The following is a 13,127-nucleotide window of genomic DNA, read 5'->3' on the forward strand; positions in this document are numbered from 1 at the left end:
GAGCTGGCCGTCACCGGCCTGTTCATCGCCATCGGCCACGACCCGCGCACCGAGCTGTTCAAGGGCCAGCTGGACCTCGACGCCGAGGGCTACCTGAAGGTCGAGGCCCCCTCGACCCGGACCAACGTCCCGGGCGTCTTCGGTGCCGGCGACGTCGTGGACCACACCTACCGCCAGGCCATCACCGCCGCCGGCACCGGCGCCTCCGCCGCCCTGGACGCCGAGCGCTACCTGGCCTCACTGGCCGACCCGGAGACCCAGGCCGTCATGGTCGTCTCGGCCGTCTGACCACCACCACCCACCCGAACCAGCCGAACCACTCCAGTCACCCGAACCACCCGACTCGCCCGAGTCACCGACAGATCAAGGACATCTCCCATGGCCGGCACCACCATCACCGCAACCGAGAGCAACTTCGAGGAGCTCGTGTTCCAGAGCGACACGCCCGTTCTGGTCGACTTCTGGGCCACCTGGTGCCCGCCGTGCCGGATGATCGCTCCCACCCTGGAGCAGATCGCCGCCGAGCACGCCGACCGCTTGACGGTCGTGAAGGTCGACATCGACAAGAACCCCGCTCTCGCCGCCCAGTACGGGATCATGTCCATCCCGACCTTGAAGGTCTTCGCCGGTGGCAAGGCCGTCAAGACCATCGTCGGCGCCCTGCCGAAGGACCAGCTCAAGCGGAACCTCGCCGACTTCATCGGCTGACCGTCCCCAAGGCCGGCCCCGGTCGTCGACCCGCTCCGCAGGCCGGTGCGGGCGCCCGGCGCCCACACCGGCCTGAACACCCGCACGGCAGGCAAGAGCCTCAGAGAGGACATGAGGACGAAGATGCGCATCGAGATCTGGGCGGACGTCGTCTGCCCCTGGGCCTACATCGGCAAACGCCGGCTGGAGGCGGCCCTCGCCGATCCGGCGCTGTCCGCCCGCGACATCGAGGTCGTCTGGCGCCCCTACCGGATCGACCCGACCGCCCCGGCCCAGGCCGTCCCGGTGGAACCGGCCCAGCGCGACCCGATGGTCGACGACACCGCAGGCCGGTGCGTGGTGAACCCGCCGGCCATGCAGAGCCCGGCGACCGCCGACGACCGGGTGCCCATCTCCCGCATCGCAGCCGCCGAAGGGCTGGGACCCAACTGGGGCGCGGCCTGGCGATCCAGCAGCCACGACGCCCACCGGCTCCTGGCCCTCGCCCACGAGCACGGCGGCAGCGCACTGCAGGACACCGTGGCCGAGTACCTGATGCGGGCACACTTCGTCGAGGCCCACGACATCAGCACGCGCGACACGCTCAGGATGCTTGCGACCGCCGCCGGATTCGCCGAAGCCGCCGCGCTGCTCGACACCGACGCGGCTCCGGTTCTACGAGCTGCGCGAGAGCATCCAGGGCATCAGCGAGAAGATGCTCGCCCAGACCCTGCGCGTGCTGGTCCAGGACGGCCTGGTCTGGCGGGAGGTCGAGCCGACGACGCCGCCTCAGGTCACCTACGGGCTGACCGAGTTCGGTCGGGACGTCGGCGAGCCGCTGGAGGATCTGTTCGACCGGATTACACGGCGGCTGTCGCCGCGCAACGCGGGATAGCGTGGTAGCGGCCGACTGGGGAAGCGCACCAACGTGACCGAGTACCCCACGACCCGAGGCGCGGACTGTCCCTGCTGACGCGTAGCGACCGGAGCGATCCTCAGCAGACTCGGCAGTCGGCCGGGCCGGCAGCCCTTCCACGGCCCTGGGTGCGTTCTCCGAGAGTGCGTTGGTGGGCGAACTCCTGAGCGTCCCCCCGCAGGATCGCGGACGGCTACGATTGGCGCATGGCGCATGGCGCATGGATCAGGGGCAGTTGGAGCCCTACCTGTCGGCCCTGGTCGATCCCGCGATGGCCGCGCGCCGGTCGTCACGACGTTCGACTTCCAGGAGCGCCAGGGCCAGTGCGGCGAGGGCTGCGCTGGCCGTAGGCCTGTCCAGGGTCTTACCGCGCCAGCCCCCCGTTCGGCGCGATCGGGCAGCCCGCAGCAAGCCGGTGCAGGGTGTCCGGCTCTCGCTGGTCGTCGTGAGCCCCCAGCCCGCGGATTGGTATGCGACGTCGATTTACTCGTCCGGGTGATCCAGGCAGCTGGCGGCCGCAGCTATGGCCCCTTGACCCGTGTCGGACGAGACCGGGTGACGCCACCCGTTCGGTCCGATGGCAAGGCGAGCCAGCTTGGGTAGGTATGGCCTGTTCGTGCCACTACGACCGAGGAAAGTTGGGCACACCATGGAGAAGGACCAGCTGGCTCACCTGGAGCAGCGCATTCACCACCTGATTACGGTGACCAAGTCCGTGACCAACGACGGTCACGAGGAGCTGCTCAAGATCATCCACCGGCCGGGTTGGACGACGCCGGCCGAGATGGCTCTCGTGACCAACGCCGTTGATCACCTGATCAAGCAGACAGAAGCCCTGAACGAGGCCCGCATGGGGCTCATCGAGGGGGCTCGTTCCATCGGCTGAAGGCCGATCCGCGAGTCGCTCACCATGAGTGCCGGCCGGAACCGCCGCTGCTGGTCGGGACGTGGGCTCCTCGGCCCGGCCGCCGCAGCCGGCCGCGCGCCTTCTCGATGCCGCCGCCCGGGGCGTGCAGCCGGCGCCGCTGCTCCGCGGTGGCGATGCGGAACTGGAACAGGGAGGCGAGCACCGGCCGAGTGGTCTCCACCTCCCGGTGCTCGCCGTCCGGCTCCGTGCCCGGCCTCGCCCTGTTCCTGCCCGTCGTCATGCCCGGCAGCGCGGCGGTAGGTCGCGGAGGGGGCGGTGGGCCAGCGGTCGAGGTCGGCCTGTCGGCAGGTATCCACGGCGAGGTCGTGTGCACTGAGCCACTGCAGGAAGGCCACGGCCGCGTGGGTGCGCTGATGCGGATTCGAGGTTCGCGATCACGCTGTGAATGACAGCGAGTGGGTCCCGGCCGTCGGCGTCGTGACACTTCACGCAGCGGGGCCTGGCCCCCGCCCCGGCGGGGTCAGTGCCTGTGTCTGAACCTCTGGCTGCCAGGCAACGACACCGACGCCCCGAACGTCGGTCACCATCGCATGTGCCGCGTGTCGCCGTGGTGGCCGAGGAAAGGCCGTGCCCGCAGTCGGATCAGGCCACTACGCTGCCTGGATGACCCGTTCGTCGCCCTCGCCGCTGACCCTCGAAGCCGCCGGGGACCTCCAGCGTCTTCTCCGTGCCGAGATCGGGCCGGGTCTGAGCGAGCAGGAGCTCGATGACGTCGAGGCCCGGTTCGGCTTCCGGTTCGCGGCCGACCATCGGGTCTTTCTGTCCGCCGGCCTCCCGCACGGGTCCCGGAGCTGGCCGGACTGGCGGCACGGTGACCCCGAGGACCTGCAGGTGTGGCTCTCCTGGCCGGTCGAGGGCGTGCTGTTCGACGTCGAGCACAACGGATTCTGGCACCCGGTGTGGGGGCCGAGGCCCGAAGAGACGCGTGCCGCACTACGGATCGCAGGGACCGAACTGGCGACCGTCCCGCAGCTGGTGCCGGTCTAGCAGTGACCAGATGCCCTCGACCGAAGCCTAGTGCTGCTCCGCGGAAGTGCGTGGAGGGGTGTTGGGCTTGGCGGCGTATTCGTCGGTGAGGATGGTGCAGGTGCACCAGTCGCCCGTGCACGGGGTGCCGGCCTCTGCCCCGTAAGGGCCGAGGCCGGTCATGAGGCGGAGGACCTCCGCGCGGTCCTGCGCGGTGAGAACGGGGAAGGTTGACCGGGACAGCAATCGCCAGGCGACCGGGTCGTCGTCTATGTCACCGATGACCTGTGCGTCGATGAACAGGGTATAGAGCGGATGCTCAGGAAAGTCGTTGAGCCGCAGGACCAGCCAACGTCCTTCGACCCGGGCCGCGTAGGGGAAGACAGCCGTGTCCGTGTCGTGCCATGTGACCCCTGCGGGCAGCGCGGGGGGCTTCATGACCGAAGCACCGGGATCGATGGGTCGGGCAGGAGTGGCCCGGTGGGGTCGCCGAGGTACAGAACGCAGGCGCAGTCCAGTGCTTCCTCAGGAGATCCAGCCGGTGAGCCGCTGGGCAGGATGTTGTCTTCGTAGCCGTCACGGCTGGCGACGTAGAGCGCGAAGCCCCAGGTATGCAGGACGCCGGTGAAACGCAGGCGGCACAGCGGCAGCGACACCTCACCGGGCAGGCTACCTGCGACGTAGGCGAATCCTGCCCGGTAGTGGACCGTCACCCCGGTCAACTGCGGCCGGTGGGCGCGGGCGTGGTCGTTCAGACGTTGACGCAGTGAGACCTGCATCGATGGCGGCGGGTTCTTCGGCACGGCTCCATCCTGCGGGCTTCTGCCATCCTGCGCCGTGATCACCGTCTCGGTCGGTGGACGAGGTGGGTCCGATGACGGGGGCGAAGGCGGTTGTGGTGGAGCTCACCGAGCCGGTGCGGGCGCGGCTGGAGATGCTGGCGGCATCGGCGACCGCGCAGGTCCGGCAGGTGCTGCGAGCGCGGATCGTGCTCGCGGCGGCGGACGGGCTGGCTAATCCTGCAACCGCATCTGCGTGACGGATGTCGTGTGGGGCTCGTTGGTGTATCTGTGTGCCGATGAGCTGACGGTTGAGCAGGTCGAGTCGTGGTTCGAGGGGATAGCCGGGTTCCATGCCCGCATCGCGCATCGTTTTGGCAGGTCGGAGCCCCGCGATCGGGCGCTGGACTACCTGGCCGGGCTGCTGGCTCCGTTGGAGCGGAAGAACGGCTGGACGCTGGCCGAGCAGGTCGGGCAGCTCCGTCCGGACGGGGTCCAGCGCCTGCTGAACCTTTCCGACTGGGATGAGGACGCGGTCCGCGACGACGTGCGCGATTTCGTGGTGGAGACCATCGGCGCTAGGGACGGGATCCTGATCGGCGACGACACCGGCTTCCTGAAGAAGGGCACCCAGTCGGCCGGTGTCCAACGCCAATACAGCGGTACCGCCGGCCGCACCGAGAACTGCCAGATCGGCACGTTCTTGGCCTACGCCTCCTCCAAGGGGCGCGCGTTGATCGGCCGCGAGCTCTATCTGCCCGTGTCCTGGACCGATGACCGGGAACGCTGCCGAACCGCCGGCATCGGGGACGAGGTGCCGTTCGCGACGAAGAACGAGCACTTCAAATGGATGTTGCAGCGCGCGATCGACGCCCGCGTCCCGTTCGCCTGGGTGACCGCGGACGAGGCTTACGGCCAGGCCAAGCACCTCAGGTCCTGGCTGGAGGAACGCCGCATCGCGCACGTGCTCGCCACCAAGGTCAACGACACCGTGATCACCGCGGGCTGGGCCGAGGTCCGGGTGGACAAGCTGATCGCGACACTGCCGCGGCAGGCCTGGAAGCGCATCTCCGGAGGCCAGGGCTCCCACGGCGAGCGGATCTACGACTGGGCCCGAGTAGCGATCCAGCCCGTATGGGAGAACGGCTTCGGACAGTGGGTCCTCGCACGCCGCTCCGTCAGCGACCCGAGCAAGATCGCCCACTACGTCTGCTACGGCCCCGTCGGCACCCGGCTGAAGGACCTGGTCAAGGTGGCCGCCGCGCGGTGGGCGATCGAGGAGTCGTTCCAGGCGGCGAAGATGGAGTGCGGCCTGGACCACTACCAGGTCCGCCTCTACCGCGCCTGGTAGCGGCACATCACCCTGGCCACGGCCGCTCTCGCCTACCTGACCGCCCTTCGTGCCCGTGAGGCCGCAAAAGGGGCGACGCTGACGACGAACACGAACTCATACCCCTGAGCGTGCCGGAGATCCGCCGGCTCATGGGCCACCTCGTCGGGCCCCGACACCGGACCAACGAGCACCATCTGCGCTGGTCACGCTTCCGACGACGAAGCCAGGCCCGAGCCCGCCGATCCCACTACAAACGCCGAGGCCACTACACCGGCGGCACCGCCCTCTGACACACCAAGGCGATCCAGGCGGGGCCCGCACCGAACGGTGTGGCCCCCGCCGCGGCCTGTACGGGCCGGGCTGCAGTGATCCCGCGCCAGCGACGCCCCGACAGGCAGGCACACCGACGGCAGTAGTGGCGCTCGTCCGTCAGCAGTACGTCCGGGCCTTCTTGACTGCGGGTTCGGCCTGCTGGGGGTCGGAGGTCACGGAGAGCAGCTGCTGCGCCTCCCGCAGGGCATCGGCGAGCGGCTGGAACTTGGCGTCCGCCAGGGCAGCCGCCCTGGCCAGTTCCTCGGCGCCGACGAGGCGCGCCACCACGATGTCGAAGGCCTGCCCGCCATCGGTGCCCGGCAGCTGTTCCGGCAGCCGACTCACGGCCGCGCACGCCAACTCGGCGTCGGTGCCCTGGGCCTTACCGGACGCCGCCCCTGACTGGCAGGCCGTCAGGGCCAGCAGTAGACAGACTGCGGCCACAGCCCTTGCCGGACGCCTCATCAGTTCCCCTGTTCGAAGACTTCCGCCATCGTCGGGGCTTCGCCCAGGGGAGATAAGTCCAATCCCGGCCAGTTTGCACGAAGCGGCAGCCTGCCACTCCACGTGACGTCGCTCTCGCCCGCGCCATACCTGACGAGCTCTACCTCAACCGCCTCGGCACGTTCTGGCTGTACAGCGGCCACCCCGGGTGCAGATCCCCCAGATGCGGTTGCAGTACTAACGGTGCCATCGCGCGGGAACTGGAAATCTCGGTGAACACGGTGCGCAAGTGGCGGGGCCGGTTCGCCGCCGGCGGCCCGGATGGCCTGGACGACGCGAAGCGGTCGGGGCGGCCCAGGACGTACGGGTGCGAGGTGCGCATGGCGGTGGTGGCCGCCGCCACCAGCGCGCCACCGCACCCGGAGTCGACGTGGTCTCACTGCGCGATCGCCGCGCGGGTGGCGGGCACGGTGCCCGCGGCGATCTCCGCGTCCCAGGTCGGGCGGATCCTGGCGGACCTAGACCTCAAGCCGCACCGGGTACGTGGCTGGCTCACCCGCCGCGACACCCCCGACTTCTGGGACCGGGCCGCGGACATCTGCCGGCTGTATCGCACCCCGCCCGCCGGAGCGGTGGTGCTGTCGGTCGATGAGAAGACCGCGATCGCCGCCCGCTCGCGCAAGCACCCCACCAGTGCGGTCGGCCCCGGCACCCCCGTCCGCCAGGAGTTCGAATACCACCGGCACGGCACCGCCTCGATCGTGGCCGCTCTCGACGTGACCACCGGCGAGGTACTCACCGAACCCATCGCCCGCAATGACGCGGCCACCTTCACCGCTTTCCTCGACCGTCTCGACACGGTGATCGACCCGGGCAGGCAGATCCACGAGGTGCTGGACAACGGCTCATCCCACACCGCCAAGCACACCAAGGCATGGCTCGCCGCCCACCCGCGCTGGCACGTGCACTGGACCCCGCCACACGCCTCCTGGCTCAACCAGATCGAGCTGTTCTTCTCCGCCCTGGCCCGCCGGGTCCTCCGACACGGGAACGTGGAAGCCGCGGACGTCGGATTTTCTCGCGACGACTTCGACGTCGATTCCGAGGTCGGCGTCGTGCTCAATCATGGCGTTCTTGAAGCCGGTGTCGACCCAGCTCTTGGAGATGCTCGGGTAGGTCTTCTTGGCCTGGTTGAGGAGATGGATGCCCAGGGCGTTCTCTGACAGGCTGGCGGCGGTGACGGTTACGGCGAGGAGCAGGCCGATGGTGTCGGTGATGATGCCGCGCTTGCGGCCGACGATCTTCTTCGCGGCGTCCGTTCCCTGGCTGGTCAAGGGCACGTTGGTGGAGGTCTTCACGCTCTGGGTGTCGATCACCGAGGCGGTCGGCTCGGGCTTGCGCCCTTCCTTCACGCGGGCCAGGCCGGTCAGGTCATAGTTGAGTTCCGCGAACACTCCCTCGTCGCGCCAGGCCGCATAGTAGGCATAGACGGTGCCATGGTTCGGGAAGTCGTGGGGAAGGTACTTCCAGGGGATTCCGGCGCGGTTGATGTAGAGGATCGCATTGAAGACGTCGCGCAGTTCGACCTGTGCCGGCTTGCTGGTGGGCCGGCGGTCGAGCCGGGCTTTCCTCCAGGCCGTCAGTTTCGGCTCGATCAAGGCCCATCGGGCGTCGGACAGGTCGCTGGGGTACGGCTTCCGCTGGCTCACGGCACAGCGTCGGCATGAACGCGGCGGAGGATCCGGTTCCGCTGTGATTCGGGTGGTTCTATGACTTCTTCAAACCAGACGGACTTCGGAGCTCAGAAGCGGATGACATGGACCTGGGATCGCCCCACCCCTCCGATGGCATACTTCGCCTATCGGCCAGATCAGGGCAGATCAGGACGGTAGCAAATGTCGTATAGCGGATTACCGCTATCAAAATGCCCACTGAGAGGGCGATCTGTGAGTTTATGGCCGTTTCAGCCAGCAGATTGCGTCAGCCGGGCAGGGCACCTTGGCTCATGGTTCACCCACCGATTTGGAAGGGCAGTCCGCGATCGTTGCCCAGCGACCGTCGTATGGCGTTGACGAGTCGTATCTGTGCCTGGGCCGGTTCTTGTTTGGCCGAGTGGAACTCCTCCGGGCTCAACGGATTCCTCAGTGGATCGGTCCGCCTCGCTACTTGCTCCAGGAAGCCATCGACGGCGTGACCGAACTCGTCAATTGCTGTCGCCACATCGTTGGGGGCTACAAGGCTCACGCGCACCAGGACCGCACTCCAGTCTCCCCAGTCGTAATCCCAGCCTCGACGGTCGGCATGCGCCCGCCCAATCTCCATCGTGAACTTGGCGTAGTGGCTGAACAGCTCCTGGTAGGCGGCCAATTGTTGGTCGCGGAGCCACTGCCGGTCCTGCGCACGCCGCGTGACGATGCCACCGACCACGACGCCGATCGTGGCGGAGAGAGCCCCGGCCGCAGTTGTCACCAGCGTATCGAGCACTGCACCCCCGCCGTTCCGCGTTAGCGACTCAACCTTCGATGGCGACCGTAGCGGTGATCAGCGTTCTGCGGCAACGATATGGGTTTTTAGCAGGGTGTTCCGTGATGGGTCATCAGTTTCAGTTCGAGCTGATGACGGGTGCCGCCGACGTCGGCTGGGGCAGGGTGAAAAGGCCGGGTTCAGGTTCAGGTTCGGGTTCGGGTTCGGTGAGCAGGGCTCGAGGCTCGCGACGGCCTGGCGCACGCCGTCGGGCGGCAGCTCGGCCGGGGTCCAGCCGATCTTCTTCTCGGTGTCGGAGAAACGCTTCTTCAGAAGCCCATCCGCGAACAGCTCCCACTCCTCAGGCGTGCCGCTCCACTCGACGCGCACCCGCTGCCAGGAGATCGCGGTCCCCGTCAGCCCGAGGGCGAACCAGGCCAGCCCGAAGGCAGCGCCGTCGGCGTCCAGCCAGATCACCAGGGCGAACGCCCCGATCGCGAGCAGCACCCGCAGTGGCAGATAGACGAACTGCAGGACGAATGGTGCCGCCAGCCCGTCCCGCGGCCGCCGCGGGCCCGCGGTCGACGTCGAAGTTCGGCAGCCGGGCCGGGAGGTCGGACCCTGGCCAACCGTGGTGTCGGGACTGCCGGAAGGCGTGGTCGCAGGCATCAGATCCGTCCCCCTCGGTCCTGTGGCGCCCGTCGCCCGTATCACCCTTCCCGCGCTGGGCAGGCTCCGACACCGTTCGGCGCCGACGGCTTCTGCGTTCCCGAGTTCGAGGAGGACGCTCGTATGCCGCCAGGAGATCCCTCCGGGAGGTGAGATCATGTGCCCGGGGTGCGGGTGCGGGTGCGGAGCTGGTGGTGGAGGTCGTCGAGGTGGCCCGCGCCGCGACCGCTGCGGTTGTTGATGCCGCGGCGGATCACCGGCCGACTCATGATGATCGCCAGTGTCAGCCTCGCTCAGCAGTCCTGGCTGTGGTCCTGGGCGAACGAGTCACTACCGCCGGCGGCCGGCGCGCCGTCCCGCGCCTGGTGCGCTGGCTGTGGGGGGCCGAATACATGGACACCTTCGCGCCACGGTGCAGAACCGTGCTGTGGGACGTGCGGGGTTCGCGGGCTGTGTGAGACATCCCTCTCCCGTCGTCGTGGCGCTGGTGGCTTGGGGAGGTTGACCATGTAGTGATGACTTCCTCGCCCCGCCCGCCGCACGTCGTTGGCCGACCGGATCCGACAGGCGGGACTACCGCGCTCGGTGGAGAGTCGGCTCCCGCCCGCGGGTACCTGCTGGACAACGCGCGCGCCGAGGCGGGTGAGCGATTCGTTTGGCTGGCCGAGCTGTTCGACGGTGTGACGCGCGGGCACTTCGATCGACTGGGGGTCAGGGCCGGCTCGCGCTGCTGGGAAGTGGGGGCCGGTGGCCCCGGTATCCCAGAGGCGCTCGCGGCGGCCGTCGGTCCGACCGGGCACGTGCTGGCCACGGACATCGACCCGTCGTGGCTGAAGGCAGGCGACGGGTACGAGGTGCGCCGGCACGACGTCGCCGCTGATCCGCCCCCGGAACCGGGGACGTTCGATCTGGTGCACACCCGGCTCGTGCTGGTCCATGTACCCGACCGGGCTCGCGCGTTGGCCACGATGGCGGCAGCGCTACGGCCCGGCGGCTGGCTGCTGGTCGAGGACGCCGACACCGTTCTGCAGCCACTGGCATGCCTGGACGACAGCGGCCCCGCGCAACGGCGGGCCAACCGGCTGCGTGACGCGGTCCGGGAGCTGCTGGCGCGCCGCGGCGCGGACCTGCGCTACGGCCGGACACTGCCGCGGGCATTGCGTGAGGCCGGGTTGGTGGATGTCGCCGCGGCGGGCTCTTTCCCGGTCGGTGGGCTGGCCTGCGACCGGCTGGAGGCGGCGACCATCCGGCACGTGCGCGGCGAGCTGCTCGCGGCCGGCCTGGCCGACGACGCCGAGATCGACGCGCACCTGGCCGCCATCCACGCGGGCGAACTCGACCTGACGCTCGCGCCGCTGGTCTCGGCCTGGGGACGCCGCCCAGCCGAGCACTCTCCGGCACTCGGCTAGGACTTGTCCGCCCGATCATGTGACTATCACGTGGCTTGCTCGTTGTTCCGGGCATGGGGCCAGGGCTGATGCGTTCTCAGGCTGTGAGATGAAGTAGCTCGCACGCGTGGGCAGGGTGTGACCGGTAGTGGTCACGCGGCCCGAACCGTACGCGGACGTATCAGCCAGCGCGTACGGAGCAGGGCCAGAGCGCCCGGGTAGGTCGCTCACCCGTTGGCTGTGGCCGTGCCGGTCATCGTCCCCAGCCGTTCGGGGGATACGTGGGCCGCATCCGGCGCGCTTCCCACCCGCTGGGGTATCCCTTGGTGGAACGAAAGGGAAAGATGATGCCGCTCTATCTATCGAGGTTCAGCTACACACCGGAGACTTGGGCGAGGCTGATCGTCCACCCCGAGGACCGCGCAAAGGCCGCTCAGGCGTACATCGAGTCCGTCGGCGGGAAGCTCCACGGCTTCTGGTACGCCTTCGGCACACACGACGGCTACAACCTGTGGGATGCCCCCGACAACGTGTCCATGGCCGCGGTTGCGCTGGCGATTAGTGCAGGCGGCGCGCTTAGCTCGTTCGAGACGACAGTTCTCCTGGCCGTCGATGAAACCATGGATGCCCTGCGCAAAGCCGAACGAGTCCAGTACCGGGCGCCGGGCGCGTAGCGGTCCAGCGCCAGGGCTGATGCGTTGTCAGCAGGTGGTCTTGAGGAGTGCGGTGGCATGGTCGGGGCGTGACCGGTAGTGGTCGGCTGCGGCGGCGATGTTGGTCCAGCCGGCATGGCGCATCAGGCCGATGGCGAGGTTGCGCAGGGTGGCCATGGCGCGGGGCGCGCTGCCGGTGCGGACCTTGGAGACGTCTTCGGCGAAGGTCACGTCTCGCACGTGGTGCAGGGCTTCTACGGACCAGTGGCCCTGGACGAGTTCGGCCAGGCGGGCGGGGTCGGCCTGGCCGGGGGTGAGGCTGGTGACGGCGTAGACCGTCTTCGTCTGGACCTTGCCGGTCTTGGTGTTGACGCGGCGTCGCTTGATCTCGATGGCCTGGACGGCGTGCGGGAACAGCAGTCCGGCTTCGACGGTGCACGCCTTCAGCCGCCGGGCCTCGCGTCGTCCGTGGCCGGCGGTGTGGGTGCGGTCCAGCAGCGGCATCTGCTGCCAGGGCAGGCGGCGCAGTTGCCGGCGCAGCTTCTTCTGGTTGCCCTTGACGACCAGGAGGTAGTGCCCGCCGGCGGCGATGATCTTCTTCGCGGTCTTGCGCTGGGTGTGCATCGCGTCGGCGGTGACGACCACGCCGTGCAGGTCGAAGCGGGCCAGCAGCGGGGCCAGGGCCGGTATCTCGTTGCTTTTGGCCGCCACTTGGCGCTGGGCGATGACGGTCTGGCTGCCGTGCAGGGCGGCGGCCAGCAGGTGGACAGCTGTCCTACTGTCGGTGCGCGAGCCGCGCACCGCCTTGCCGTCCACGGCCAGGCCGACCAGGGCTTCGTCCTCCTCGACGGGATCGGCGGCATGGCGGGCGAGCCAGGCGCCGACGGCGTCGTCCAGCGCATCGCCGTCGATGCGGGCAAGCAGTCGGCCGAGCGTGGAGGCGTCGGGCACCGCGCGGGTGAGGCCGAGCCCGGTGCGGACCTCCGGGTCGGCGTCGGCTGCGTACCGGGCGATCTGCGCGAGGGAACGGGCTCCGCCGAGCACCGCCGTCAAGCACAGGGCCAGCAGCACGCCGATGCGGTAGCGGCGCCCGCGCACCCGGCGGGGATCGGGCACGGCGGCCAGCACCTGGGACAGTGAGGCCAGCTTGTGCGGTTCGACAGACGGGCAGGGGGCGTTGCCGTCCTCGCAGTGGCGCGCGAGGACGGTGATCAGGGAGGATGGCACGCGGACGCGACTCCAGGACGATCTTCGGTCTCAGAAGCCTTGATCATCTGGCGTCGCGTCTCTTGCTTCCACTCCGGCAAACCGCCCATCAGGCACCAGAGCCGACGAACCGGCCTATCCCGCCAGCTGAGAACGCATCAGCCCTGGGCATGGGGCGGGGAGATCTGACAGATGCCGAGTGGGAACGGCTGCGGCCGTTCCTGCCGGTCAGCAACAAACGTTGTGGCCGATGGCGGGATCATCGGCAGGTGATCGACGGGATTCTGCACCGGGTGCGGACCGGCGTGCAGTGGCGCGACCTTCCCGAGCGGTTCGGCCCGTGGAAGACCGTCTACGAGCGACGTGCGCCGTGAGGCGCTTTG

At 69.0% G+C, this 13,127-nt stretch carries 15 protein-coding genes and 6 pseudogenes; 13 read left to right on the top strand and 8 right to left on the bottom strand.

The window, feature by feature from the left end:
* The 5 genes and pseudogenes from ACZ6NC_RS39570 to ACZ6NC_RS39590 all read left to right on the top strand — a co-directional run.
* The coding region (locus ACZ6NC_RS39570; RefSeq protein ID WP_465738745.1) for an FAD-dependent oxidoreductase at positions 1–288 on the top strand (288 nt) is incomplete at its 5' end.
* Positions 289–378: 90 nt separating this feature from the next.
* The gene (gene trxA, locus ACZ6NC_RS39575) at positions 379–708 is read left to right on the top strand and encodes a thioredoxin (protein ID WP_331742366.1); all 330 of its coding nucleotides are present in this window, start codon (positions 379–381) and stop codon (positions 706–708) included.
* A gap of 123 nt (positions 709–831) precedes the next feature.
* Positions 832–1,296 (top strand): annotated as a pseudogene (locus ACZ6NC_RS39580) (DsbA family protein); the annotation flags it as partial.
* Positions 1,297–1,354: 58 nt separating this feature from the next.
* Positions 1,355–1,582: pseudogene (locus ACZ6NC_RS39585) on the top strand (winged helix-turn-helix transcriptional regulator); the annotation flags it as partial.
* 670 nt (positions 1,583–2,252) lie between these two features.
* Complete coding sequence (locus ACZ6NC_RS39590; RefSeq protein ID WP_465553756.1) at positions 2,253–2,489, top strand: hypothetical protein; 237 nt, start codon at positions 2,253–2,255, stop codon at positions 2,487–2,489.
* A 19-nt stretch (positions 2,490–2,508) separates the two neighbouring features.
* On the opposite strand, the gene ACZ6NC_RS39595 is transcribed toward ACZ6NC_RS39590, so the two are convergent.
* Positions 2,509–2,751, bottom strand: coding sequence for a hypothetical protein (locus tag ACZ6NC_RS39595; RefSeq protein ID WP_465738746.1), 243 nt, complete (start codon positions 2,749–2,751; stop codon positions 2,509–2,511).
* A gap of 383 nt (positions 2,752–3,134) precedes the next feature.
* Here ACZ6NC_RS39595 and ACZ6NC_RS39600 point away from each other — a divergent pair, with 383 nt between their 5' ends.
* On the top strand, positions 3,135–3,518 hold the full coding sequence (locus tag ACZ6NC_RS39600; protein WP_465738747.1) for a hypothetical protein: 384 nt from the start codon (positions 3,135–3,137) through the stop codon (positions 3,516–3,518).
* A 27-nt stretch (positions 3,519–3,545) separates the two neighbouring features.
* Here the strand turns inward: ACZ6NC_RS39600 and ACZ6NC_RS39605 are convergent, their stop codons facing one another.
* Both ACZ6NC_RS39605 and ACZ6NC_RS39610 read right to left on the bottom strand, forming a co-directional pair.
* Positions 3,546–3,935: a hypothetical protein gene (locus ACZ6NC_RS39605; protein ID WP_465550905.1), complete on the bottom strand. Its 390-nt coding sequence runs from the start codon at positions 3,933–3,935 to the stop codon at positions 3,546–3,548.
* Positions 3,932–4,300, bottom strand: a complete 369-nt coding sequence (locus tag ACZ6NC_RS39610; RefSeq protein WP_465738748.1) for a hypothetical protein — start codon at positions 4,298–4,300, stop codon at positions 3,932–3,934. Before ACZ6NC_RS39610 ends, ACZ6NC_RS39605 begins: the two co-directional genes overlap by 4 nt.
* A gap of 71 nt (positions 4,301–4,371) precedes the next feature.
* Between ACZ6NC_RS39610 and ACZ6NC_RS39615 the strand changes: the two genes are divergently transcribed.
* Both ACZ6NC_RS39615 and ACZ6NC_RS39620 read left to right on the top strand, forming a co-directional pair.
* On the top strand, positions 4,372–4,536 hold the full coding sequence (locus ACZ6NC_RS39615) for a hypothetical protein (RefSeq protein ID WP_465738749.1): 165 nt from the start codon (positions 4,372–4,374) through the stop codon (positions 4,534–4,536).
* 44 nt (positions 4,537–4,580) lie between these two features.
* Positions 4,581–5,735 (top strand): annotated as a pseudogene (locus ACZ6NC_RS39620) (IS701 family transposase).
* Positions 5,736–6,038: 303 nt separating this feature from the next.
* On the opposite strand, the gene ACZ6NC_RS39625 reads toward ACZ6NC_RS39620, so the two are convergent.
* Positions 6,039–6,266: a hypothetical protein gene (locus ACZ6NC_RS39625; protein ID WP_465553890.1), complete on the bottom strand. Its 228-nt coding sequence runs from the start codon at positions 6,264–6,266 to the stop codon at positions 6,039–6,041.
* Between the two features lie 287 nt (positions 6,267–6,553).
* Here ACZ6NC_RS39625 and ACZ6NC_RS39630 point away from each other — a divergent pair.
* Positions 6,554–7,363 (top strand): annotated as a pseudogene (locus tag ACZ6NC_RS39630) (IS630 family transposase); the annotation flags it as partial.
* A 51-nt stretch (positions 7,364–7,414) separates the two neighbouring features.
* Here ACZ6NC_RS39630 and ACZ6NC_RS39635 read toward each other — a convergent pair.
* The 3 genes and pseudogenes from ACZ6NC_RS39635 to ACZ6NC_RS39645 all read right to left on the bottom strand — a co-directional run.
* A pseudogene (locus ACZ6NC_RS39635) lies at positions 7,415–8,074 on the bottom strand (IS5 family transposase); the annotation flags it as partial.
* A 301-nt stretch (positions 8,075–8,375) separates the two neighbouring features.
* Positions 8,376–8,849, bottom strand: coding sequence for a hypothetical protein (locus ACZ6NC_RS39640; protein WP_465738750.1), 474 nt, complete (start codon positions 8,847–8,849; stop codon positions 8,376–8,378).
* A 57-nt stretch (positions 8,850–8,906) separates the two neighbouring features.
* Positions 8,907–9,497, bottom strand: coding sequence for a hypothetical protein (locus ACZ6NC_RS39645; RefSeq protein WP_465738751.1), 591 nt, complete (start codon positions 9,495–9,497; stop codon positions 8,907–8,909).
* A gap of 270 nt (positions 9,498–9,767) precedes the next feature.
* Here ACZ6NC_RS39645 and ACZ6NC_RS39650 point away from each other — a divergent pair, with 270 nt between their 5' ends.
* The 3 genes from ACZ6NC_RS39650 to ACZ6NC_RS39660 all read left to right on the top strand — a co-directional run bounded on the left by ACZ6NC_RS39650 (position 9,768) and on the right by ACZ6NC_RS39660 (position 11,559).
* Positions 9,768–10,010, top strand: a complete 243-nt coding sequence (locus tag ACZ6NC_RS39650; RefSeq protein WP_465738766.1) for a DUF6882 domain-containing protein — start codon at positions 9,768–9,770, stop codon at positions 10,008–10,010.
* Positions 10,011–10,012: 2 nt separating this feature from the next.
* A complete protein-coding gene (locus ACZ6NC_RS39655) occupies positions 10,013–10,906 on the top strand; it encodes a methyltransferase domain-containing protein (RefSeq protein WP_465738752.1) in 894 nt (297 codons plus the stop codon).
* 326 nt (positions 10,907–11,232) lie between these two features.
* A complete protein-coding gene (locus ACZ6NC_RS39660) occupies positions 11,233–11,559 on the top strand; it encodes a GYD domain-containing protein (RefSeq protein ID WP_465738767.1) in 327 nt (108 codons plus the stop codon).
* A 27-nt stretch (positions 11,560–11,586) separates the two neighbouring features.
* On the opposite strand, the gene ACZ6NC_RS39665 is transcribed toward ACZ6NC_RS39660, so the two are convergent.
* Positions 11,587–12,765 carry an ISAs1 family transposase gene (locus ACZ6NC_RS39665; RefSeq protein WP_465738753.1) on the bottom strand — a complete coding sequence of 393 codons (1,179 nt, stop codon included), beginning with the start codon at positions 12,763–12,765 and terminating at the stop codon, positions 11,587–11,589.
* A 149-nt stretch (positions 12,766–12,914) separates the two neighbouring features.
* On the opposite strand from ACZ6NC_RS39665, the pseudogene ACZ6NC_RS39670 reads away from it, so the two are divergent.
* Positions 12,915–13,112, top strand: a pseudogene (locus tag ACZ6NC_RS39670) (transposase); the annotation flags it as partial.
* Positions 13,113–13,127 lie beyond the last annotated feature (15 nt).

The organism is Kitasatospora sp. NPDC041988 (assembly GCF_055588525.1).